At 63.7% G+C, this 22,657-nt stretch carries 21 protein-coding genes; 3 read left to right on the forward strand and 18 right to left on the reverse strand.

All coding sequences use genetic code 11. The features are described 5' to 3' along the window. Positions 1-3 precede the first annotated feature (3 nt). Genes rng through QTI24_RS05660 form a run of 8 tightly spaced genes read right to left on the reverse strand, consistent with a single transcriptional unit; the run spans position 4 to position 6,847 of the window. Positions 4-1,530: a ribonuclease G gene (gene rng, locus QTI24_RS05625; RefSeq protein WP_286598880.1), complete on the reverse strand. Its 1,527-nt coding sequence runs from the start codon at positions 1,528-1,530 to the stop codon at positions 4-6. A 5-nt stretch (positions 1,531-1,535) separates the two neighbouring features. Further along, positions 1,536-2,144 (reverse strand): Maf family protein, encoded by a 609-nt coding sequence (locus QTI24_RS05630; RefSeq protein WP_286598881.1) that lies wholly within the window; start codon positions 2,142-2,144, stop codon positions 1,536-1,538. Next, complete coding sequence (gene rlmH, locus QTI24_RS05635) at positions 2,141-2,608, reverse strand: 23S rRNA (pseudouridine(1915)-N(3))-methyltransferase RlmH (protein ID WP_076997156.1); 468 nt, start codon at positions 2,606-2,608, stop codon at positions 2,141-2,143. The genes QTI24_RS05630 and rlmH overlap by 4 nt, the downstream gene beginning before the upstream one ends. After that, positions 2,605-3,264 (reverse strand): ribosome silencing factor, encoded by a 660-nt coding sequence (gene rsfS, locus QTI24_RS05640; RefSeq protein ID WP_286598883.1) that lies wholly within the window; start codon positions 3,262-3,264, stop codon positions 2,605-2,607. Before rsfS ends, rlmH begins: the two co-directional genes overlap by 4 nt. Beyond that, complete coding sequence (gene nadD, locus QTI24_RS05645; protein ID WP_286598884.1) at positions 3,264-3,884, reverse strand: nicotinate (nicotinamide) nucleotide adenylyltransferase; 621 nt, start codon at positions 3,882-3,884, stop codon at positions 3,264-3,266. Before nadD ends, rsfS begins: the two co-directional genes overlap by 1 nt. Continuing rightward, the gene (gene hemF, locus QTI24_RS05650; RefSeq protein WP_286598885.1) at positions 3,875-4,801 is read right to left on the reverse strand and encodes an oxygen-dependent coproporphyrinogen oxidase; all 927 of its coding nucleotides are present in this window, start codon (positions 4,799-4,801) and stop codon (positions 3,875-3,877) included. The genes nadD and hemF overlap by 10 nt, the downstream gene beginning before the upstream one ends. Next, the gene (gene purD, locus QTI24_RS05655; RefSeq protein WP_286598886.1) at positions 4,801-6,096 is read right to left on the reverse strand and encodes a phosphoribosylamine--glycine ligase; all 1,296 of its coding nucleotides are present in this window, start codon (positions 6,094-6,096) and stop codon (positions 4,801-4,803) included. Before purD ends, hemF begins: the two co-directional genes overlap by 1 nt. A 25-nt stretch (positions 6,097-6,121) precedes the next feature. Then, on the reverse strand, positions 6,122-6,847 hold the full coding sequence (locus QTI24_RS05660) for a YebC/PmpR family DNA-binding transcriptional regulator (protein ID WP_286598887.1): 726 nt from the start codon (positions 6,845-6,847) through the stop codon (positions 6,122-6,124). A gap of 291 nt (positions 6,848-7,138) precedes the next feature. On the opposite strand from QTI24_RS05660, the gene QTI24_RS05665 reads away from it, so the two are divergent. Genes QTI24_RS05665 through QTI24_RS05675 form a run of 3 tightly spaced genes read left to right on the forward strand, consistent with a single transcriptional unit; the run spans position 7,139 to position 9,729 of the window. Beyond that, the gene (locus QTI24_RS05665) at positions 7,139-8,170 is read left to right on the forward strand and encodes a chorismate transformation FkbO/Hyg5 family protein (RefSeq protein WP_286598889.1); all 1,032 of its coding nucleotides are present in this window, start codon (positions 7,139-7,141) and stop codon (positions 8,168-8,170) included. A gap of 15 nt (positions 8,171-8,185) precedes the next feature. Then, positions 8,186-8,986, forward strand: coding sequence for a lysophospholipid acyltransferase family protein (locus QTI24_RS05670; protein WP_286598891.1), 801 nt, complete (start codon positions 8,186-8,188; stop codon positions 8,984-8,986). Next, positions 8,953-9,729 carry a glycosyltransferase family 2 protein gene (locus QTI24_RS05675; protein ID WP_286598893.1) on the forward strand — a complete coding sequence of 259 codons (777 nt, stop codon included), beginning with the start codon at positions 8,953-8,955 and terminating at the stop codon, positions 9,727-9,729. Before QTI24_RS05670 ends, QTI24_RS05675 begins: the two co-directional genes overlap by 34 nt. A gap of 16 nt (positions 9,730-9,745) precedes the next feature. On the opposite strand, the gene QTI24_RS05680 is transcribed toward QTI24_RS05675, so the two are convergent. The 10 genes from QTI24_RS05680 to QTI24_RS05725 form a co-directional block, all read right to left on the reverse strand. Then, positions 9,746-12,046 carry a VanZ family protein gene (locus QTI24_RS05680; protein WP_286598895.1) on the reverse strand — a complete coding sequence of 767 codons (2,301 nt, stop codon included), beginning with the start codon at positions 12,044-12,046 and terminating at the stop codon, positions 9,746-9,748. Positions 12,047-12,234: 188 nt separating this feature from the next. Next, positions 12,235-13,419, reverse strand: coding sequence for a DegT/DnrJ/EryC1/StrS family aminotransferase (locus tag QTI24_RS05685; RefSeq protein ID WP_286598897.1), 1,185 nt, complete (start codon positions 13,417-13,419; stop codon positions 12,235-12,237). A 45-nt stretch (positions 13,420-13,464) separates the two neighbouring features. Continuing rightward, positions 13,465-14,091 carry an acetyltransferase gene (locus QTI24_RS05690; RefSeq protein ID WP_286598899.1) on the reverse strand — a complete coding sequence of 209 codons (627 nt, stop codon included), beginning with the start codon at positions 14,089-14,091 and terminating at the stop codon, positions 13,465-13,467. Continuing rightward, a complete protein-coding gene (locus tag QTI24_RS05695) occupies positions 14,088-16,097 on the reverse strand; it encodes an acyltransferase family protein (RefSeq protein ID WP_286598901.1) in 2,010 nt (669 codons plus the stop codon). Before QTI24_RS05695 ends, QTI24_RS05690 begins: the two co-directional genes overlap by 4 nt. Beyond that, on the reverse strand, positions 16,098-16,721 hold the full coding sequence (locus QTI24_RS05700) for a sugar transferase (RefSeq protein WP_286598903.1): 624 nt from the start codon (positions 16,719-16,721) through the stop codon (positions 16,098-16,100). Beyond that, the gene (locus QTI24_RS05705) at positions 16,709-17,842 is read right to left on the reverse strand and encodes a glycosyltransferase family 4 protein (protein WP_286598904.1); all 1,134 of its coding nucleotides are present in this window, start codon (positions 17,840-17,842) and stop codon (positions 16,709-16,711) included. The genes QTI24_RS05700 and QTI24_RS05705 overlap by 13 nt, the downstream gene beginning before the upstream one ends. A 2-nt stretch (positions 17,843-17,844) precedes the next feature. Then, entirely contained in the window at positions 17,845-19,137 is a 1,293-nt protein-coding gene (locus QTI24_RS05710) for a glycosyltransferase (protein WP_286598906.1), read from the reverse strand. Continuing rightward, a complete protein-coding gene (locus QTI24_RS05715) occupies positions 19,134-20,048 on the reverse strand; it encodes a glycosyltransferase (RefSeq protein WP_286598908.1) in 915 nt (304 codons plus the stop codon). The genes QTI24_RS05710 and QTI24_RS05715 overlap by 4 nt, the downstream gene beginning before the upstream one ends. Continuing rightward, positions 20,045-21,379, reverse strand: coding sequence for a hypothetical protein (locus QTI24_RS05720; RefSeq protein ID WP_286598910.1), 1,335 nt, complete (start codon positions 21,377-21,379; stop codon positions 20,045-20,047). Before QTI24_RS05720 ends, QTI24_RS05715 begins: the two co-directional genes overlap by 4 nt. Further along, a complete protein-coding gene (locus tag QTI24_RS05725) occupies positions 21,380-22,657 on the reverse strand; it encodes an oligosaccharide flippase family protein (protein WP_353506079.1) in 1,278 nt (425 codons plus the stop codon).

A 22,657-nucleotide genomic window follows, 5' to 3' on the forward strand; every position in this document is an offset into this window, starting at 1 on the left:
GCGCTATAGCAAGACTATGTCGTACTGACCCTGGCCCATTGCGGGCTCTGCCTGGAGCGAGATCGGCTTGCCTATAAAATCGCTCAGGCCGGCGAGATGCTGGCTTTCCTCGTCGAGGAACAGCTCGATCACCTGGGGTGACGACACGATGCGGAACTCGCGCGGCGTGAACTGGCGCGCCTCGCGGAGGATCTCGCGCAGCACGTCGTAGGCCACGCTGCGCGCCGTCTTCACGATGCCCTGCCCTGCGCAGGCCAGGCAAGGCTCGCACAGCATGTGCGCCAGGGATTCGCGAGTGCGCTTGCGCGTCATCTCGACCAGCCCCAGCTGCGAGAAGCCACCGGCCGTGGTCTTGACGCGATCGCGGGCGAGCTGCTTGCGAAACTCCGCCAGCACCTGTTCACGGTGGTCGTCGCGCGCCATGTCGATGAAATCGACGATGATGATTCCGCCCAGATTGCGCAGCCGCAACTGGCGCGCAATGGCCTGCGCGGCTTCCAGGTTGGTCTTGAAGATGGTGTCGTCGAAATTGCGCGCGCCGACAAACCCGCCGGTGTTCACGTCGACCGTGGTCAGCGCTTCGGTCTGATCCACCACGAGGTAGCCGCCCGACTTCAGGTCGACACGGCGGCCCAGCGCCTTCGCGATCTCCTCGTCGATCGAATAGAGGTCGAAGATCGGCCGCTCGCCCTTGTAGAGCTGCAACTTGCCGGCCGCCTGCGGCATGAATTCGAGCCCGAACTTGAGCAGCGAATCGAACTGCTCGCGCGAGTCGATGCGGATCGTCTGCGTGTCCTCGCTGGTCATGTCGCGCAGCACCCGCTGCAGCAGGCTCAAGTCCTGGTGCAGCAGCGACATGGGTGGCATGCGCGACGAGAGTTCGCGAATGCGCGACCACATCTTGCGCAGGTAGGCGATGTCCTCGGCCAGTTCGGCGTCGCTCGAATCCTCGCCGTTGGTGCGCAGGATGAAGCCACCCGTGTTCGCCGGCACCACGCCGCCGCTGTCGGCCGCGGCGGCGGCCTCTATGAGCACCTGCATGCGCGTGCGCAGCGCGTCGCGCAGATCGGGCGGGATCTTCTGGGACACGCCCACGTGGTTGTCCTGCGGCAGGAAAACGAGCAGCCGTCCCGCGATGCTGATCTGCGTCGAGAGGCGTGCGCCCTTGGTCCCGATCGGGTCCTTGATCACCTGGACCAGCAACGACTGCCCTTCGAAGACCTGCTTCTCGATGGGCACCATCGCGCCGCCGTTGCGATGGTCGCGCTCCGGCGCAGGAGAGCTCGGCCGCGATCCGGGCGTGAACGGCGCGACGATGTCGGCGACGTGCAGGAAAGCCGTGCGGTCGAGCCCGATGTCGATGAACGCCGACTGCATCCCGGGAAGCACCCGCGACACCTTGCCGAGGTAGATATTGCCGACCAGCCCGCGCTCCAGCGTGCGCTCCAAATGGAGCTCCTGCACCGCGCCGTGCTCGACCAGCGCCACTCGGGTCTCCTGCGGGGACCAGTTGATCAGGATGTCTTGCATTTGTTTTAAAGCCTGAAGCCCGCCTGGCGCAGCAACTGGGCGGTCTCGAACATCGGAAGTCCCATGATGCCCGAATGCGAGCCGCTGATGTGTTCGATGAACGCGGCCGCCCGCCCCTGAATGGCATAGGCGCCCGCCTTGCCGGTTGGCTCGCCGCTGGCGACGTATTGAGCGATCAGCTGCTTCTCGACCGAGGCAAAGCGCACGTGCGAGACATTGAGTGCTGCGTGGCGCCGCGCGCCGTTCTGCAGCGCAATGGCGGTCATCACGCGGTGGGTACGGCCGCAGAGCATTTCCAGCATGCGCTCGGCATCGCGCTCGTCCTCAGGCTTGCCGAGGATGGTGCGGCCAATGGCGACGGTGGTGTCCGCGCAAAGGATGGGCGCCGCGGGCAAGCCCAGCCGTCCGTGCCTTGCCACGGCCGCGTCGAGCTTGAGCGCGGTGACCCGCTGCACATACGCGGTCGGCGACTCACCGTGCAGCACGGCCTCCAGCGCCTCCGCATCCTCATCGGGCGCGGCCAGCAGCAGTTCGTGTCGAACGCCGAGCTGCCCCAGCAATTGCGCGCGGCGTGGACTTTGCGACGCCAGGTAAATGAAATCTGAACTGCTCATTCGCGGTGATAGGGATGTCCGGCGTTGACCGACCACGCGCGATACAGCTGCTCCACCAGCAGCACCCGGGCCATCGCATGCGGCAGGGTCAGGTCGGAGAGCCGGATGCGTTCGTGGGCTGCCGCCTTGAATGCGGGATCCAGGCCGTCGGGACCGCCGATCACCAGCGCGACGTCATCGCCCTCGCCCTGCCAGGCTTGCAGCCGCGCAGCGAGCGCCTTGGTGGTAAGTGCGGTTCCGCGCTCGTCGAGGGCGACGATGCGCATGCCTTTGGCGATGGCGGCTTCGATCCGCTCGCGTTCGGCGGCGTAGAGTGTTTCGAGCGTCTTGGAGCCACGCGGCTCGGTCTTGACGGCGCGCAGTTCGAGCTTGAGTTCGGGCGGGAAGCGCTTGGCGTAGTCGTCCCAGGCGGTCTGCGCCCAGTCGGGCATGCGCTGCCCGACTGCGACCACCAGCAGCTTCATGATCTTGCGGAGGCGGTCTTGCGCGCGACCTTCTTGGCAGCGGGGGCGGCCTTCTTCGCCGCGGCCTTCTTGGCGGGCGCCTTGTTCAAGACTACGGTCTTCACAGGCTTGGGTCCTGGCTTCTTGGCCGCGGTCTTCCTGGCAGCCGGCTTCTGCTTCTGCTCCTTGGCTGCCTGCTCCGCGGCACGGATCGCCGATTTCGCAGCGCTCGAGCGACGCAGGGAGGTACTGCTTTTCGCAGCAGCCGGCGCCTTCTCTTCGGTAGCCTTGGCGATGGTGGGCTTTGTCGCGCCCAGCTTGGTCCGCACGGGCTTGTCGCCCCAGATTTCCTCGAGGTGGTAGTACTGGCGGATGGCCGGCTGCATGATGTGCGCCACCGCGGCGCCGCAGTCCACGATGATCCACTCGCCGTTGGCCTCGCCCTCCACCCTCGGCTTGTTGAAGCCCGCCTCCCGCACCGCGTCCCGCACGCTGGCCGCGAGTGCCTTTGTCTGGCGGTTGGAAGTGCCCGAAGCGACGATCACGCGCTCGAACAGCGGGGAGAGATGCTCAGTGTCGAAAACCTGTATGTCCTGCGCCTTGACGTCCTCGAGGCCATCGATGATGGCTCTCTGGAGTTTCTGGGTGTCTTTCTTGGCGGCGGCTTCAGTGGTCATCAGGCGGATCGGTAGAGGTGGTGTTGTTCAATATAGCGTGCAACCGCCGCCGGAACCAGACCGCGAAGGTCTTCGCCACGCGCGGCGCGCGCCCGGATGTCGGTCGCGCTGGTGTCCATCGGCTGAAGTTCGAGCTTTTCGAATCGCGCGCCGGAAGGCGCGGATGGCAGGTTCTTGGGATCGAATGGACCTGCAGAGCCCGTGGATGTTGCACGAAATGCTACGGAAATTATAGCGGTCGAGAGAATCTCCTCCCAACCGTGCCAGCGCGGCAGCGACGACGCCTGGTCCGCCCCCATGATCAGCACCAGTTGCGCGGCAGGCTGCTCGCGTTGCAGTTCTCGCAGGGTGTCGAGCGTGTACGTGGGACCGGGGCGCAAGATTTCACGCGCATCGACCACCGTATTCGCGAGTCCTTCGAAGGCCAGCCGCGCCATCGCGAGGCGATCATCCGCCGCACTCAGCGCACGGTCCTTGTGCCATGCCTGCCCTGTCGGAAAGATGCGCAGTTCGGCCAGATCGAGCTGCACCAGCGCTTCCTGGGCCAGCGCCACGTGTGCGTTGTGAGGCGGGTCGAAAGCGCCGCCGAAGACACCCACACGCGGCTTGCTCAGAGCCATTCGCGCCGCACGATGAAGTCGCTGTACAGCGCTGCCTCCGCGGTGCCCGCCTCGGGCTCCTTGCGATAGGCCCAACTGGCAAGCGGGGGCATGGACAACAGGATCGATTCGGTGCGCCCGCCCGACTGCAGCCCGAAATGCGTGCCGCGGTCCCACACCAGGTTGAATTCGACGTAGCGCCCGCGCCGGTAGAGCTGGAATTCGCGCTCGCGTTCGCCGTACACCGTGTCGCGACGCCGTTCCACTATGGGCAGGTAAGCCGGCAGGAACGCATCGCCAACCGAGCGCAGCATGGCAAAGCTCTGCTCGAAACCGGGCTCGGAGAAGTCGTCGAAGAAGATGCCGCCCACGCCGCGTTGCTCGTTCCGATGTTTGAGAAAGAAATACTCGTCACACCACTGCTTGAAGCGCGGATATTTGTCGTCGCCGAAAGGCGCAAGCGCGTCGCGGCAAGTCCGGTGGAAATGCACGGCGTCATCCTCGAAGCCGTAATACGGCGTGAGGTCCATACCGCCGCCGAACCAGCACACGGGCTCCGCATCCTGGGGCAGCGCCGCCAGCATCCGCACGTTCATGTGAACGGTAGGCACGTACGGATTGCGCGGATGAAACACCAGCGAAACGCCCATGGCCTGAAAAGGCGCACCGGCGAGTTCAGGCCGGTGCTGCGTCGCCGAGGGCGGCAGCTTGGGGCCGCGCACCTGCGAAAAGCCGCAGCCGGCGCGCTCGAACAGCGCGCCGCCTTCGAGAATGCACGTCAGCCCGCTGCCCTGCAGCGGTTCGCCCGGCTCCTTGCGCCACTCGTCGCGAACGCACTGGCTGCCATCGGCCGCCTCGATGGCTTCGACGATGCGTTGCTGCAGCGCCCGCAGGTAGTCGCCGACTTCTTCCGGCCTGGTTCCAGGCAGGGTCTGCATCAGGCGTGCGAACCGCGCGCGTGGACCGCGCGGTGCCCGATGTCCTTGCGGTATTGCGCACCATCGAACTGGATGCGCGCCGCGACGGCGTAAGCCCGCTGCTGCGCCTGCTTGACGCTGTCGGCCAGCACGGTCACGCAGAGCACGCGTCCGCCACTGGTCTTGAGCTCTCCGCCTTCGAGCGTCGTGCCTGCGTGGAAGACGACGGCATCGGGTGCCTCCGGCGGGATGCCGATGATGCGATCGCCCTTGCGCGGGTCGAGCGGATAGCCGTGCGCCGCCATCACCACGCCGAGCGCGACGCGGCGATCCCATTCGAGTTCGACCTGGTCGAGCGTGCCGTCGGTCGCATGCCAGAACACTTCGAACAGGTCGGACTTGAGGCGCAACATGATCGGCTGCGTCTCGGGGTCGCCCATGCGGCAGTTGAATTCGAGCGTCTTCGGATGGCCGGCGGCGTCGATCATGAGCCCGGCGTAGAGAAAGCCCGTGTAGGGAATCCCGTCCTTTTCCATGCCACGGATCGTCGGCAGGATGATTTCGCGCATGGCGCGCGCATGCACCTCGGCCGTGACGACCGGCGCCGGCGAATATGCGCCCATGCCGCCCGTGTTCGGACCTTCGTCGCCGTCGAGCAGGCGCTTGTGGTCCTGGCTGGTGGCGAGCGCGGTCACGTTCTGGCCGTCGCACAGCACGATGAAGCTGGCTTCCTCGCCCTGCAGGAATTCCTCGATGACGACGCGGGCGCCGCCCTCGTTGTGGGACACGCCGAACTTGTTGTCCAGCAGCATGAAATCGATCGCCTCGTGCGCCTCCTCGAGCGTGGTCGCGACGACGACGCCCTTGCCGGCGGCCAGACCATCGGCCTTGATGACGATCGGCGCGCCCTTGGCATCGACGTAGGCGTGGGCCGCCGCGGCGTCGGTGAAGGCCTCGTACTCGGCGGTCGGGATGTTGTGGCGCTTCATGAAGGCCTTCGAGAAGGCCTTGGAGCTTTCCAGTTGCGCGGCGGCCTTGGTCGGCCCGAAGATTCGCAGGCCATGCGCGCGGAACTCGTCGACCACGCCCGCGGCCAGGGGCGCCTCGGGGCCGACCACGGTCAACGCGATCTTTTCCTTCTGGGCCCAGGCGCGCAGCGCGGCGGGCTCCGAGATGTCGACACACTCGTAGCGAGTATCCGAGCGCGTGCCGCCATTGCCCGGCGCCACGTAGACCCTGCCGATCCGATCGGACTGCGACAGCCGCCACGCCAGCGCGTGCTCGCGGCCGCCTCCCCCAATGACCAATACCTTCATTCGCAGGCTTTCGTTCGCGCTTCCGTCATTCGGACAGCGCAGCGTTGTGATAGACATCCTGCACGTCGTCGAGGTCTTCCAGGACGTCGAGCAGCTTTTGCATCCGGGCAGCGTCTTCGCCGGCCAGATCGATGGTGTTTTCGGCCCGCATCGTGACTTCGGCCACCTCGGGCTTGAGGCCCGCTGCCTCGAGCGCGTTCTTGACGGCCTCGAAGTCGGCGACAGCCGTGAGGACTTCGATCGCACCGTCGTCGTCGGTGACGACGTCTTCGGCACCGGCGTCCAATGCCACTTCCATCACCTTGTCTTCGCTCGTGCCCGGCGCGAAAACGAATTGCCCGCAGTGCTTGAACTGGAAGGCGACCGATCCTTCGGTGCCCATGTTGCCGCCGTGCTTGGAAAATGCGTGGCGCACCTCTGCGACGGTGCGCACGCGGTTGTCGGTCATGGTGTCGACGATGATGGCCGCGCCGCCGATGCCGTAGCCCTCGTAGCGGATTTCCTCGTAGTTGACGCCTTCGAGGTTGCCGGTGGCCTTGTCGATGTTGCGCTTGACGGTGTCGGCCGGCAGATTGACCGCCTTGGCCTTTTCGACCGCCAGCCGCAGCCGCGGATTGGCGCCGAGATCGCCGCCGCCAGTGCGCGCGGCCACCATGATTTCACGGATCGCGCGGGTCCACAGCTTTCCGCGTTTTTCGTCCTGGCGGCCCTTCCGGTGCTGAATATTCGCCCATTTGCTGTGTCCGGCCATGGCTCTGTTTCTCGCAGTCTTGTGTTTTCAAAAGCAAGCTGCGAGTTTACTGTCCGGCGCGCACAACGACCGGGGTCGTCTGACAGGAGCACAAGTGCCTTTTTGGGATAATCCCGCGCTGATGCGCCACGAACGTGCGCCTCGGGTGCCTTCAAGATCAACCCCGCCAATGCGCATGAATATTCCTACAACAGCACCTGAACCCTCCACACCTCCTGCCGATGCGTGCGGAGTGGTCATGATCGGTGGCGACCTGGGCCCGCTCGCGGGCGAAAACATCGTCGAGGCCAAGTGACCGCGCGCGTTCCTCTCGGGGCGCCGCCCCTGCGCGTCGAGCGCCTGTCCTTGCCCGAAAGCCTTGCCGTGGCCGCCACCGGCCAGTCGCCCTTCGGCGCGCTGGGCTATGGCACGCCCGACGACCTTGCATGGATGCCCACCGTGAATGCGCGGGTACTGTCCGAAGCGGGTGCGATGGCGGACGTGTGGCACGCCAGCGAGCACGTCGAGTCCGGCACCACAGGCGTCGTGCGCTGGCGCTGCGACGGGCACTGGATGCTCGGCGCCATCGACCTCGACGAGTCGGTCGAGAAACAGGGGCTTGCCGCGCTCGCGCAGCGGGCTTACCGCGATCTATTCGCTTCGCTGGAGCAAACCGGTTGCGCGCACCTGCTGCGCGTGTGGAACTACCTGCCGCAGATCAACGGTGACGGCGGCGGGCTCGAACGCTACCGGCAGTTCAATCTCGGGCGGCAGGATGCTTTTGTCGAAGCGGGACAGGCGGCGTTCGAAGGGGCGCCCGCGGCTTGCGCGCTCGGCATTCATCAAGGGGCACTGTGTATTCGCTTCCTGGCGGGGCGCGTCGCGCCGCTGCCCATTGAAAACCCGCGGCAGGTCTCGGCCTACCGCTATCCGCCGGCTTATGGTCCGCGCGCACCGACCTTCTCGCGCGCCGCGCTCGCGGAGCTTGGCGGCGGTGACGTGGCGCTCTTTATCTCCGGCACGGCAAGCATCGTCGGGCACGAGACGGTGCATGTGGGCGAGGTGATCACGCAGACGCAGGAAACGCTTCGCAATCTGGAGGCGGTGATTGCGGCGGCCAATGAACGCACCACTGCTCGCTTCGACCTGGCCAGGCTGGATTGCGTGGTCTACGTCCGCCATGTCGCCGATGCACCGCTCGTGCGCCAGGTGCTCGAAGCGGCGCTGGGTCCTGCGGCCAATACGCTAAGCCACGCGGTCTACCTCGAAGCGGACATCTGCCGCCAGGATCTGCTGGTGGAGATCGAAGCCCATGCCGTCGCCAGCGGCGCATTGCATGCCTGAGAACGCGAGCGTTCGATGACGAACCGGCCGCCTCCTCTGGGGCTCTCCGTGCTCTTCGCACTGCCCCTCTACGCGCTGCTGGCGCTGTTGGGGACGATATCGCTTGCCTGGAACCTGATCGCGATGCTGCTCTACCCGGTGCTGCCGGCCGAGACGGCGCGCAAGCTTGGCCGGAGCGTCATTGCGCGGGCCTATCGCTTCTTCTGGGCGGCCGCTTCGGCGAGCGGGATGATGCGCATCGACGCCAATTGCCTCGACGCGTTGCGCGACGAGCGCGGCCTGATCTTCGTCGCGAACCATCCGACGATGCTCGATGCGCTGATGCTGGTGGCACGCCTGCCGCGCAGCGCCTGCATCATGAAGGCGGACCTGATGCGGAATATCTTCCTGGGCGCAGGCGCACGGCTGGCGCGCTACATCCGCAACGACTCGGCCCGCACGATGGTGCGCCTCGCGGTCGACGACCTGAAGAACGGCGGCCAACTGGTGATCTTTCCCGAGGGCACTCGGACCGTGACGCCGCCGCTCAACGCCTTCCGGCCCGGTGTGACGCTGATCGCCAAGCTATCGCAGGCGCCGATCCAGACGGTCTTCATCGACACCGATTCACCCTATCTCGCCAAGGGCTGGCCGCTGTGGCGCGTGCCGCCTTTCCCGATCGTCTTCACGCTGAGGCTGGGTCAGCGCTTTGCACCGACGCCGGACAGTGACGCGCTGCTGCGGCAGATAGAACAATACTTCCGCCAATCCATGGAACAGCGCGCCCCCGACGCGCAGCCCGCATGCCAGACGTCTCGCGCACCCACCTTGTCCTGATCCCCAGCTACAACACGGGCGAACGCCTGTTCTCGACGGTCAGCGCGGCGTGTGCGCAATGGAGCCCGGTGTGGGTGGTGGTCGACGGCAGCACGGACGGAACCGGCGAGCGGCTTCAGCAGATGGCCGCATCGGATCCAGGTCTTCGCGTCTGGGTACTGCCCGAGAACCAAGGCAAAGGTGCTGCCGTGCTGCACGGTCTGCGTGCGGCGCAGGAGGCGGGCTTCACGCACGCGCTGACGATGGATTCCGACGGCCAGCATCCGGCGGACCTGATCCCGGCCTTCATGCGAGCTTCGCAGGCCCGGCCCGAAGCCATGGTGCTCGGTCGTCCCGTGTTCGATGCCAGCGCTCCGATGTTGCGAGTGCGCGGCCGGCGCGTCTCGAACGGCTGGACCCAGCTCGAAACACTGTTCGCCGGGATCGGTGACTCGCTCTACGGATTTCGCGTGTATCCGGTGGCGGCTCTGATCGCCATCATGGCGCGTCAGCCATGGATGCGCCGCTTCGACTTCGACACCGAGGCGGTCGTGCGTCTAGCCTGGCGTGGCGTCAAGCCGATCAACATTGATGCGCCGGTGAAGTACCTCACTCCGGAAGAAGGTGGGGTCTCACACTTTCACTATTTGCGGGACAACGTGCTGCTGACCTGGATGCACACGCGGCTGATGCTGGAGTTCGTGCTTCGGCTGCCTGGGCTGCTGATTCGGAAGGCGCGAGGGGCGCCGCCGTTTCAGCGCTGAACGTCTACCCTGGCCATCACGCCACGGCTTCCACCCTTTGCTCCAGGTGCACCCAGTCGACGAGCTCACCTTCAGGGCGGTATCCGAGCACCACTTGCTGAAGCAGTTCGCGAATCGCCGGGACATCGTTCGAGTCCAGCGCATCCGTCAGGGCCTGCAGGCGCAGGGCCAATTCGTCCCAAGGCAGGAAGTCCTCGTGCGCTTTCATGATGCGCGGGTGATGCGTTGGCAGGGGGTTGTCACCGATGAGCAGTTCTTCGTAGAGCTTCTCGCCCGGACGCATCCCCGTGACGCGGATCTCGATGTCACCTTCGGGGTTCGCGGCGTCGCACACCGTCCGGCCCGAGAGCTCCACCATGCGGCGCGCGAGATCGATGATCTTCACCGGCTCGCCCATGTCGAGCACGAACACGTCGCCGCCGCTTGCCATGGCGCCAGCCTGGATGACCAGTTGCGCGGCTTCAGGAATGGTCATGAAGTAGCGCGTCACGTCGGCGTGGGTCAGCGTGATCGGCCCGCCCTGCTTGATCTGCTGGCGGAACAGCGGCACCACCGAACCTGACGACCCCAGCACATTGCCGAAGCGCACCATGCAGAACCGCGTGCCGCCCGGTTTCGTGGCCGCCTCTTCCGCCAAGGCCTGCAAGACCATCTCGGCCAGACGCTTGCTGGTTCCCATGACATTGGTAGGCCGAACCGCCTTGTCGGTGCTGACCAGCACGAAATCTCTCACGCCATGATCGGCCGCCACCCGCGCCGTGACCAGGGTGCCAAGCACGTTGTTCTTCACGCCCTCGGCCGCGTTGTGCTCCACCAGAGGCACGTGCTTGTAGGCGGCCGCGTGGTACACGGTGTCAGGACGCCAGGCAGCCATGATTTCGCGCATGCGCTGCTCGTCGCGCACCGATGCCAGCAGAGGAACAACGCGCATCGCGGGCACCTCCTGGCCATCCTCGCCGGCCAACTGATGCAGCAGTTCGCCGTGGAGAGCGTAGAGCGCATATTCGCTTCGCTCCACCAACAAGAGGGTGTGGGGCATCGCCCGGACGATCTGGCGGCACAGTTCGCTGCCGATAGAGCCGCCGGCTCCCGTCACCAGCACCACCTTGCCGCAAATGTTCTTGCCCAGCAGGATCTGGTTCGGCGGGACCGCATCGCGGCCCAACAAGTCTTCGATTTCCAGGTCGCGCAAGTCGCTGGTTTGCACGCGGCCATGGGCCAGGTCCATCAGGCCCGGCAAAGTGCGCACTGCCACATGCACCTTGAGCAGCGAGTCCAGGATCTCGTTGCGGCGCTTGCGCGGCGCCGAAGGAATCGCCAGCAGGACCATGCTGACCTCCAGCGAGCGCACGCGGTTCTCAAGGACTGTCGGACTGTAGATGGGCAAGCCGCGGATCATCCCGCCGTGCAGCCGACGGTCGTCGTCCAGGAACCCGATCACCTGCATCTCGGGGTTGTGCGAAAGGGCCGCCGACAGTTGCTGTCCCGCCGAGCCTGCGCCGTAGACCAAGACCTTGGGCAGCGTGCTGCGAGAAATCAGACTGCGGTAGCTGCCGCCCAGCCAAAAACGCGCAAGGGCTCGCGCCGCTCCAACCGCTACCAGCAGCAACGGCGGCTGGATCATCCCGACCGTGCGCGGCACGCCGTCCACTCCGACAACCGTGAACGCCACGCCATACAGCACGCCATAGATCACCGATGCGTGCCATACCGCCGTCAGCGCCGCGCCGCCGCCATAGCGAAAGATGGCGCGGTACAAGCCGAACACGACGAACACGGGCAACGCCAGGACCAGCGCACCAGCGACCGCCCACCAATAGGCGCCCGACAGCGTGACCCAGCCTTCGAGCCGCAACGACAGCGCCAGCCAGACCGTGAAGACGCAAAGGCAAGCATCGACCCCGAGCGCAACGACGCGCTTGGCGGTGCGCGGCAGCGCGAGCATGGGCCGCGCGGACCGCTGCAGCGGCCGCCAATCCAGCGCCCAACCTGCGGCAAAGGCGACCGCCAGCCCCACGCCGTCCGCCAACCAATCGCCCCACTCGGCGAGCCTCTGGGGCGTGAATGACTGAAGCACCTCGATCAGTCCGCCGTAGGCAAACAGACCCAGGAACACCATCAAGATGCGTTGGCGATACGCCGCACGTCCCAGCAACCCGAGGATCGCGAAGGTAATGAGGTGGTTGCTCTTGTCCCACCCCGTGGTGGGCATCTGCGGCGGCAATACCGGCATGAGCGCCAGGACCAGCGCCGTCAGCACACAGACCCAGAAGCCGAGTCGAGTGAACTTTTCTCTGGCCAATGCTGCTGCCGTCATTGGCCTTCTCTCTTGAATGAGTGCACGTGAATCTTGTTGTTGTTCGCGATCACAGACCGCCTCGATCTACGGAAAACGCTGAAAAAATGCACGATTGATTATAAAACGAAATGATACGTTTTGAAACAAAATGAGTCATTTAGTTCGGTAGCCGTTACGTCTGGAAGTGTTCGCCGACGAACGCAGCCTCAAGCGCTTGCTTGCGCCAGCACCCGCGTGATCACTTCGCAGGTCTTGTCGAGTTCGGCCGATGTGAGCGTCGGATGCACCAGGAACATCAGGCTGGTATCGCCCAGGCGGCGAGCGACCGGGAGCCGCTCCGAGGGCCGCCAGCCAGTGTGGTCGAACGCCTTTTCGAGATACACCTCCGAGCACGAGCCTTGGTAGCAAGGCACGCCACCGGCGTTGACGGCTTCGACGATGCGATCGCGACTCCAGCCTTCGGCCAAACGATCCGGCTGCACGTAGACGTAGCACTTGTAGTGCGCGTGCATGGTCCGGCCTTCATGCCGCTCGAACTGCGGAACACGCACCGCCGCATGCGGCCGGCACGCAGCCCAGATCGCCTCGGCATTCCTCGTTCGTGCCTCGGTCCAGTCGACCATGCGCTGCAGTTGGATGCGACCGATGGTGGCCTGCATCTCCAGCATGCGCCAATTGGTGCCGAAGCTCTCGTGCAGCCAACGGAAGCCCGGCGGGTGCTCACGCTCATGCACCGCCTCCCAGCTCTTGCCGTGGTCCTTGAAGGACCACATGGCCGACCATAGAGAACGATCGTTGGTCGTGACCATCCCGCCCTCGCCTCCGGTGCTCATGATCTTGTCCTGGCAGAAGCTCCATGCGCCCACGTGGCCGATCGAACCCACGCTGCGTCCCTTGTAGCGTGCGCCATGCGCCTGGGCGCAGTCCTCGATCACTTTGAAGCCATGGGTGTCCGCCAGCGCCATGATGTCGTCCATGTCGCAGGGCCAGCCCGCGAGGTGGACACAGATGACGGCCTTGGTTCGTGGCGTGAGCACGCGTGCGATGGTGGCTGCCGACAGGTTGCCGCTGTCTCCCTCGACGTCAGCGAAGACGGGGGTGGCGCCAGCGTTGACTACACAAGAAGTACTCGCGATGAAGGTACGGGGGGTCACGACCACCTCGTCGCCGGGGCCGATGTTCAGGGCCTTGAGCGCGATGTCGAGGGCCAGCGTGCCGTTGGACAAGGCTACCGCGTACTCGACGCAGGCCCATGCGGCGAACTCCTTTTCGAAGGTGCGGCACTCGGTGCCGGTCCAGTAGTTGACCTTGTTGGACAGGAGAACCTGCTGGATGGCGGCGGATTCTTCTTGAGTGAAGTTGGGCCAGGGGGAGAAATAGGTGTTCAGCATGGGGATGGCGCTTTCAATTCAGTTCAATCCAGTAAATCCATCGGCTCAGCGCGCAGCCAGCGGCGCCGCGGGGCAGCCCACCACGGTGTGCCCCGCGGGCACGTCCTTCACGACAACTGCGCCCGCTCCCACCATCGCGCCCGCGCCAATGCGAATGCCCTGCCGAACGGCGGCACCGACGCCGACCCATGCGCCCTCGCCCACGCTCACATTGCCGGACAGATGGGCGCCAGGACTGATGTGAACCGCATCCGCCAGCACGCAGTCATGGTCCACGGAGGAGCAGGTATTGAGGATGCTGGCCTCGCCCGCCATGGCATCCGCATTGATCACCGCGCCGGCCAACACCACCGTGCCCACGCCGATTCGGGCGAAGGGGCTCACCCAGGCACGCGGATGTATCACCGAAACGATGGCCGCGCCGGCTTGGCGCAATTCGCGTTGCTTGCGCAGGCGGATGGCCGCGTTGCCGATGGCGACGAGCACGCCGTCGAATTGCGCCAGCCTTACGAGCAAGTCCGCGGTGTTGCCGACGACCGGCCAGGACCCGTTGGAAGAAAGGGCGGGCCATGCGTCATCGAAGAACGCGACCGATTGCCAGCCTGCTGCCAATGCTGCGTCGGCCACAACCTTGCCGTGACCGCTGGCGCCGAGGAGTGCGAGTTGCTTCATGGGGCGGGCGCTCCGGTACCCGGCCAAGAAGCCGATGCGAAGACCGTGGCAAACATGGGCACCAGTAGCCTGTTCCCGTATTCGCTCAGGTGGTCATCGTCATAGTAGAGTGGCCGCCCCTCCTTGGCGCCATGACAACGGCCGTCCGGGCAAAGGTAGGGCACGGGGTCGAGAATCCTCACCCCGCAGCGCTCTCGCGCAGCGTCCTGCGCCTGGAGCACGACCGCATGACGCTGTTGGTAGTCGACAAGCGATATCGAGACGTCCTTGCTCTTGCCGAGCAGAAATGCGCGTGACATCGCCTTCGGGACGTCGACGCCCATCTCCGGGATGGGCCGCACCAAGAACACCGGTCGGTCCTTCGCCAGTTCGCACGCGGTGTCCGTCAGGTGTTGCGCATACTCCTTCAGGAATTCAGGCGTTGCTGCCGCATAGGGCCTGCTGAAATAGACCGATGGCCGGTTGGCGTACTCTTCCCAGGGCTCGTTGTACCCGGCGGCATACATGGTGCTTCGGTTGACGATGATCAGTGGCGTCTTTTCGGGCGCGTCCGCGAGCTGCCCCATCGCCCATTCCAAAAAGCGGGCGCACTGTGACGTGGACGTTGGTGAAACATACTTGACCGACAGCAACGTCGGGCAATTTGTATAGGTCCAGCCGATAACTCCATCTTCCCGGTCCGGTACTGCGGCAGCCACGGCGGTGAACACGGCTTCCGCATGGCTGTCTCCCAGCAGGATGGCGCGGATCCGATTGCCTCCTAGCACACAGGAGGGCGATTTGACGCCACCCTTGGCATGACATGCGCTGCGGTAAGGGTTGAAGTTTTCGGACTCCAAGGCGGCTAGATCCACCTGCGCAGGAAAGCGCCCGGTGACTCCTTGCTTCAGGTACACCCAAGCGCCGGATGCCGCGATGGCAGCCGTGGAGAAGAGCAGTGCCGCTGTGGCCCAACTTGTGCGGAATCGACCCAACTGTGCTCGCGTCGGCAGTTCCACGAGCCGGTAGGAGAGGTTCCCAAGCACGAGAGTCAGCACGAGACCACCGGCAATGGCCCCGGGTGCCGCATGCCCTTCCACATAGTTCAGCGCGACCCATACGGGCCAATGCCACAAGTAGAGCGAGTACGAGCGCGTGCCCAGCCATTGCGCCAGGGGTCGCGCAGTGAAAGGCGATCGGGAGCGCGCAGCGACCAGAACGCCCACCGCGCCGAGCACCGGCACCACGGCACGCCAGCCAGGCCAACTGCTTGAGCTATCGAAGGCAACAATCGCCCCGGCGATCATGACGAACCCGCCCACCTCAAGTGCCATGCGCTGGCGCGCCCTTGGCGCCCATCGCTGCGACAGCAGGTAGACAAGGCCTCCAGCGAACATCTCCCATGCCCGCGCGGGCAGCAGATAGAACGCCGCGGTGGGTCGAAAAGGCGTTACCCCAACGGCAACGGCAAGAGACACCATAAGGCCCAAGCTCATCAGCACTACGACTGAGCCGCGCCCGGGCCGCCACTTCCACAACACCAGAAGCGCCAGGGGCAGGAGCAGATAGAACTGCCACTCCACCGAAAGCGACCATGTGTGGAGCAGCAGTTTCTCGTGCGACGCAACGTCAAAGTACCCTGCCTCGCGCCAGAACTTGAAATTTGAAAGAAACAGCAGGCTGAACACCGCGTCGCTCCCCAGCTTCCGATAATCCGGCTGAAGCAGCAACCACCAACCCGCGGCCAACATCGCAGCACACAACGCGATCAACGCCGGGAAGATTCGGCGTGCCCTGGCGAAATAGAACGACAGCACCGAGAAGGCGGCACCGTTTCGCTCCAAGCCGCCGACCACGATACCGGTCATCAGAAATCCGGAGATCACGAAGAAGACATCGACTCCCACGAATCCACCGCCGAAGCCAGGGATGCCAAAGTGGTAGAGGATGACGGCCAAGACCGCCCAGGCCCGAAGACCATTGATGTCGTCGCGGAAGTCGGCAGTGTTGCTGGTAAAGGGCCGCATCTATCGAGAAAGGCTGTGTGACTCGGGATGGTGGCCAGTGCTACCCGTGAACTTCGGCATCGTCGCTTCGCCAGATGCACTGATGCCCTCGCGCACCAAGACCTTTTTCACGGTGAGCCATAGGATCTTGACGTCGAGCCATAGCGACTGGTTGTCCACGTACCAGGCATCGAGCTTGAACTTTTCTTCCCAGCTCAAAGCATTGCGGCCGTTGATCTGAGCCCAGCCCGTGATGCCCGGACGCACCTCATGGCGGCGCGCCTGCTCCGCCGAGTAGAGCGGCAGATACTCCATCAGCAAGGGACGCGGGCCGACGAGACTCATCTCCCCCTTGAGGACGTTCCAGAGTTCAGGAAGCTCATCGAGGCTGGTAGATCGGAGGAAGCGGCCGAATGGCATGAGGCGCTGGGCATCTGGGAGAAGATTTCCTTGCACGTCCCGCCCATCTGTCATGGTGCGCAGCTTGACCATTTCGAAGGGCAGCCCCTTCAATCCCGGCCGCGTTTGCACGAAGAAGACCGGGCTTCCGATACGCACGCGCACCCACACGATGCAGATCGCCAGGGGCAATGCAGCGGCCACCAGAGCAAGGCACGCCAGTGTCAGATCGATCAGCCTTCGCATTCGATTCCCATCCCACGAAGCATGGCCGCGTTGACTTTGTGCACGTCGTATTTTTCTTCTGCCAACGCGCGGGAACGCGAACCCATCGACGAAATCAAGGGGTGGTCTTCGATGAAATTGAGCGCTGCGCGCACTAGGCTGTCGACCGACTTCACCGGCAACAGATAGCCGTTGACTCCGTCGTCCACTGTTTCCCTGCAGCCTGGGGCATCTGTCGTGATGACGGGACGCCCCATTGCCAGCGCCTCGAGCGCGGTACGCGGCGTACCTTCGCGGTAGAAGGATGGCAGGACAAACACATGGCTGGCAGCGATGGCCGGACGCACGTCTTCCAGGCGACCCAGGTAGTCAACGATACCGCTGCCGATCCACTCCTCGAGTTCCTCGGCGCCGATGGCGTCCGGGTTCTCGTCGATCCATCCGACAAGGGCGAAGCTGACCTTCGGATGAAGCGCTTTCACGATGCGCGCGGCCTCTGCATAGATTCGCACGCCTTTCCCGACCAGCAAGCGCGCGATCAGCAGAAAGCGGACCTCCCCTTGCGGCAAGGGCGCCAACCGGAATTCGGCCAGGTCAATGCCCGACCCGGCCACGACATGTGACACTGCCCCCCTGCGCAAGACGCCTTCCTTCCTGAAGAGTGCCTCATCGTCGGGGTTCTGAAAGAACACGCCATGCACGCTGGCCAAGGACAGCCGATAGAGGCCGGTCGCAATCGCCTCCAAGCGCGTTCGAGGCCCGTCGCCGAGCCTGAACGCTTGCCCGAGTCCCGTGATCAACGCGAATCTGCGCGATACACCGGCGAGCTTTGCAGCGAGCGAGCCATAGACGACTGCCTTGATCGTATAGGCCAGGAAGTGGTCCGGGTGCACGCTGCGCATCAAGCGATAGAGCGCAAACAGCGTCCCAAGATCGGCAACCGGATTGGTGCCAGTGCGCTGCATGGGGAATCCATGGGCAGTCAGGCCTTTCGCCTGCAGCCTCGCGAACGACGGATGCGCGGGCGACAGTCCAGGCGCAGCGACGTGAACCTCAAAGCCGTGCGCCTGCAAAGCCGCAATCAAGGGCGCGCGGAACCCGAGCAGCGATTCCGCGAAGCCGGCTACAACGAGAAATCTCACGTTCAGGCCACCTTGCCCGTCGCCAAGGTTCTGACGACGGATCTGACCACGCTTTGCCACGAATACTTGGAGTCCGCGCCTGGGGCGCCTCGCGCCCCGCCGGCTTCCGCGACTGCCGAGATCTTCAACAACTCGCGGTAGATCTCTTCGGAATCGTTCCGGGTCACGACGGATCCTTCGACGCTTCCCACAATGTCGGCGGTCGGGTCCGAGGCAACGATCTTCGGCATGAAGATTCGTCCGCCCGAACCAAAGTACTGAAAGACCTTTCCAGGAATCTGCACGCCGCCCTTGTTCCCAAAGAGCAGGAGCCAGTCGGCCGCCTTCATCCACGCGATGCTTTCCTCGACCGGCACCCATGGCACAAATACGAACGCCTCCTTTGCCGAGGAGTTCTCGGTTAATCGCCGCACGTGATCGTCGCCCTCCCCCACCAGCACGACCTTGACGGCCGCGAAGTTCGCCGGCGCCCTCTGCGCAAGCTTTTCGAGAGCCTGGACAAACGGCGAAGGATCTCTTGCCTGCGGGTAGATCCGGCCCGTATGAACCAGCAGTACCTTTCCCTGCAGTTCGGGCGAACGCTGCTTGGGTGCGATCGACTCGAAGTCCTCCGGGTCGAAGCCCATCGGCGCAACCAGAATCTTTTCTTTCAGGAAGGGAAACTCTTGCTCGTACAGCAACTGAGTGGGATGAGTGGTCACGCTGACCCAGTCGGCCGCCGCCAGCCAACGCCGTTCGATCCAGTAGTCCAGCCGCTGTCTCCAGGCCGGCCGCGGCAACTCGACCACGGGCGAACCCACCCACGGGTCGCCATAGTCCGCGATCCACTTCAGGTGAGGCGAACGACGCTTAAGCGCGGATCCGACCCAATGCATGGAGAAGGGGTACGCGAAGGAGACGATGACGTCGGGCTTGAAGGACTCCAGGAGCTTATTTCCTTCTCGGATGAAAGCCGGGACCGAATCGACATGAGGGTCCGGCACCAACAGGCTGACCAGGGAGTTCTTCTTCAGGCGCTCCTTGGTCTTGCTCGCCTCACCGGTTTGCGCACTGCTTCTTCCGAACACTCTTCTACGCAGGGGACCGCCTTGAATACGTGTGACTCCGACTGCTTCGGGAACCTTGTTGGAAAGCGCCTCGTCCTGGCCGGAGAACAATGTCAGCATCGCCTCGACGTAGGTCAAGACATGCACGTCATGGCCCTGTTCGACCAGACACTTCGCCATGTGGACGGTGCGCACCGCGGCAGATGAACCGCGCGGCGCAAAGCTCGTGGTTACAAAAAGGAATCTCATTCCATCCTTACCCAAAATGATTTCGTCAGACCCGTGCAGTAACCGACAACCCTTGACGATTGAATAGTCATGCCCAGGAAAACTGCGTACGGCCAGTCCCTGATCTGGACACTTCGTCTGCGTGCGAGCCAAGAGACGCCAAACAGTGGCACGAGCATCGCAGCCGAAAGATGCCCCAGCGCAACGCCGACAATTGCCCCCAGATAGACAACTGGCCCAAGTCCCAAAGAAAGCGTCGTTCGGCGAGCCAATCCGTCGCCGTAGGCGTAGCGGGCGAACTGCTTTGCCACTTGGGACCAAGTCCTTCGGACCTCCCAGTGCACGACGGCATCTGCTGCAACCTCATACCTTGGGCCGGTTGCAAGGCACTGGGAATTGAAGAGCGTGTCCTCGCCCCAGCGCAACCATTCAGGGTATTTGCCGGCCGCTCGCCAGACGGCCTTGCGAAATGCAACCGATCGGCTGGACGGCATAAAACCCTTGACTGGCTTGGAGGATGTCGTCAGACAAGCCAGCACGCGCTGAAAGCGGGTATGTGCGACCGGAAGAAAGAAGCCGCCGACAAAGTCCGCGCGGTCTTCCACAAGTGGACGCGTGATGTTGAGCAGCCAGTCTCGCTCCAGCCGGCATCCGGCATCCGTCACCGCGATCACGTCGCCCGACGCGCGCTCGATGGCCGTGTTGCGGCCAGCGGCAATTCCGATCCCATCGTGGACCAGCACTTCGAACCCAACGTCTCGGGCAACGAACTTCGCGGAAAGCAAGTTCAGGACGTCCAGGGTTCCATCATTGGAGCCCGCATCGACGATCACCACCTCATTGGGCAAGATCGATTGGTTGAGAACATCGTCAAATAGCGCGCCGATGCTCTCGTGTTCATTAAAACAGGTAAGGATCAGTGAAGTTCTCATCGATATGGACTCCTCAGCGACAAGCGCGCCATGAACCTGAGCAGGAAATAGAGAAGAAGAAGAATCAGGCATTGCTGCTGGATCGCGACCACGGGCGCTGCCATGTTCTGCTCCAGGCCAAGCAGGAGTCGCATGTAGATCATTGCCAGGAACAACAGGCCCCATTTGCCATGACGCCCCAGATTCCTGTAAACGAACTGGACCAGCAGGAGCCAGACCACTGAGATGGAGAGCGCACCCAGGATCCCAAAGTTGAGCAAGGCATCCCCCCAGATGGTTGCGGCACCTTCAGACCTGGCACCGAAGTCCCAATCGAGCACGGCCTCCCCGTACCACGCTCCGATAGAGACGTCAGGCTTTTCCGCCCAAAACACACGTGGAATCCACCAAGTGACGATGGCGAAGTAAGAGTCTCCGTACCACGGCTGCCGCCACAGGTCGGGGCGTTCCAGGAGCGCACCGTAGAAGGACGCCCAGTTCAAGCGATCCATCAATCCTGTGCCGGTGCTTTCGCCCGCGTCTTGCGTCGGGCTCGAGATCGAGCTCTTGAGTCCATCCAGCACCGCGCCAGCACTCAGGCCTTGGCCGCTGGCAATCGATTGATGGACGCCCAATCGGTAGGCGGAGACCGCGATGAAGCTGAGTTGAATTGCGACCACAAGGAAGACGCCGGCAGCCAAGACGTTTCGTGCCCTGACCTTGATCCAGTCTCGCCGAAATGCCACCAGCAGCGCGGGCAATACGACGTGGAACACGGCGCTCTTCGAGCCGGAGATCAGCGCCCAGATCAACTCGCCGGCAATCATCGCAACGGCGATCTTGGTGAAGGAACTGGAATTGACGAACACCAGATAGCCCATCAGGGCCAGAAGGCCGAGGCCGTTGAGTTGTCCCACCAGGTTTCCGTAGCTTTCAACCTCCAATTGCGTGGCCAGAAAGGTCCCGTACAACAGTCCTGTCGACAGCGCGTATCCGCGCCAAAGCCAGCCGGCGACATAGAGGACCAGGAAGGTTCGTGCGTAGAAAGCGTCGTGCTCGCCCGTTGGGAGCGGAGCGTGCGCATCCGGCGCGCCGCCTCCGAAGAACAAGTCAACGCCGTCCAACGCCACAAGAAAGATCAAGCAGGTCAGCAGCACGGCCTGCTTCGACGCCTCGCTCATCTCGGCTCGACCAAACATGATCGGGAAAAGGAGCGTGAGGCAGACCAGGTAGCGGTACACAAACCGTGGATGGAACGGATCGCTTGAGAGTCGCCGTTTTCGAAGGAAGGTCGTTGCCAGTACGTAGACAACGGCCAATGCTTCGAGCGTGAAGGTCAGCAGCTCGTCCACTTACGCACCCACCTGCCCTTGCGCCAACCTGGAACTGGGCAACAGGCGCTTGCGCTTCAGCGTGGCAACCACTAGGAGCACAACGACCGATTCGGCCAGCAGGCTTGCAGCAACCATCCCTGCGGCCCCGTAAAGCTTCGCCGCGAAGGCAGCCGCGCAAACGTTGATCGCGCCTGCCGCGATCACGCAGAGGTTGAACTCCTTGTCCAAGCCCAGGGACAGCATCCACTGAATCCCCAGGACGTTGCCCAAACCGATGAGCGGAATGATCCACACTAGACTGCGCATGAGCTCGGCCACGGGCTCGTAGCCCGGGCCAAAAAAGATGCGCGTGATATCCCCCGCAAACAAGGCAATGCCCAGGGAAAAAAGGCAGGTGCCGGCGAACATTCCCGCCAGTGCCAGGCGAACGAGACGAATCGCCGCCGCCCTGTCGGTTTGAATCAGCGAGGTGACGCGCGGAAACAGGGCTTGCGAGACGGGTCCGATCAAGCTCGATGCCCCTCGCACCAGCTTTTCAGCGCTCGCGAAGTACGCGACCGCCTTGGGCGCCGCGTAGATCCCCATCACGAACACGTTGGCCAGCGTGTAGAGGCTGATTGCGAGCCTGAACACGAACATGCCGAACCCGTCCTTCAAGCCATGTCGGCACTGCTTCAAGGTCGGCCGCTTGAAGCGAACCTCCACGTACTGCATGCGGATGCAGACCAAGGTCGCCGTTGCCGCGCCGATGGATTGCAGGAGCAGCACTTGAGAGGCATCACCGGGGCCTCGGACCAAAGCGAAGATGAGCCCCACCCCCAGAAACTTGCCGGCGATGTCAATCAACGAGAACGTCCTGAGCTTTTCGGTGCCCTGGAAATACCAGGACGGCGAGAAGCCGATCGCGGCGGCATAGATCCAGGCCCCTAGCACCAAGAGGCCATCGTGCAGGGACGCAACCGCCACGGATGCGCAGAATGCAAGAAGCAAAGCTAACAGCGCCAATACCAGCTTCGCAGAAAACACGTTAGACACAATGGTTCGCACGGCTTCCTGCGAAGCCCGATGGCGGGAGACTTCCCTCGTGGCGGAAATCGAGAAGCCGTACTCAATGACCACGGAGAGCATCAACGCCAAGGATTGCGCAATGACAACTTCGCCCAACTTGACGGGTCCGAGCACCCTGGCAAGAAAAGGCAGCGCAGCCAGCGGCACGATATAGCCGCTGAACTTGACCAGGAATAGCAGCAACATGTTCCTGGCCAGAACGCTCCTCGAAAGCCCTCTTAGTTTCAT

The organism is Variovorax sp. J22P240, from assembly GCF_030316855.1.
GTDB lineage: Bacteria > Pseudomonadota > Gammaproteobacteria > Burkholderiales > Burkholderiaceae_C > Variovorax.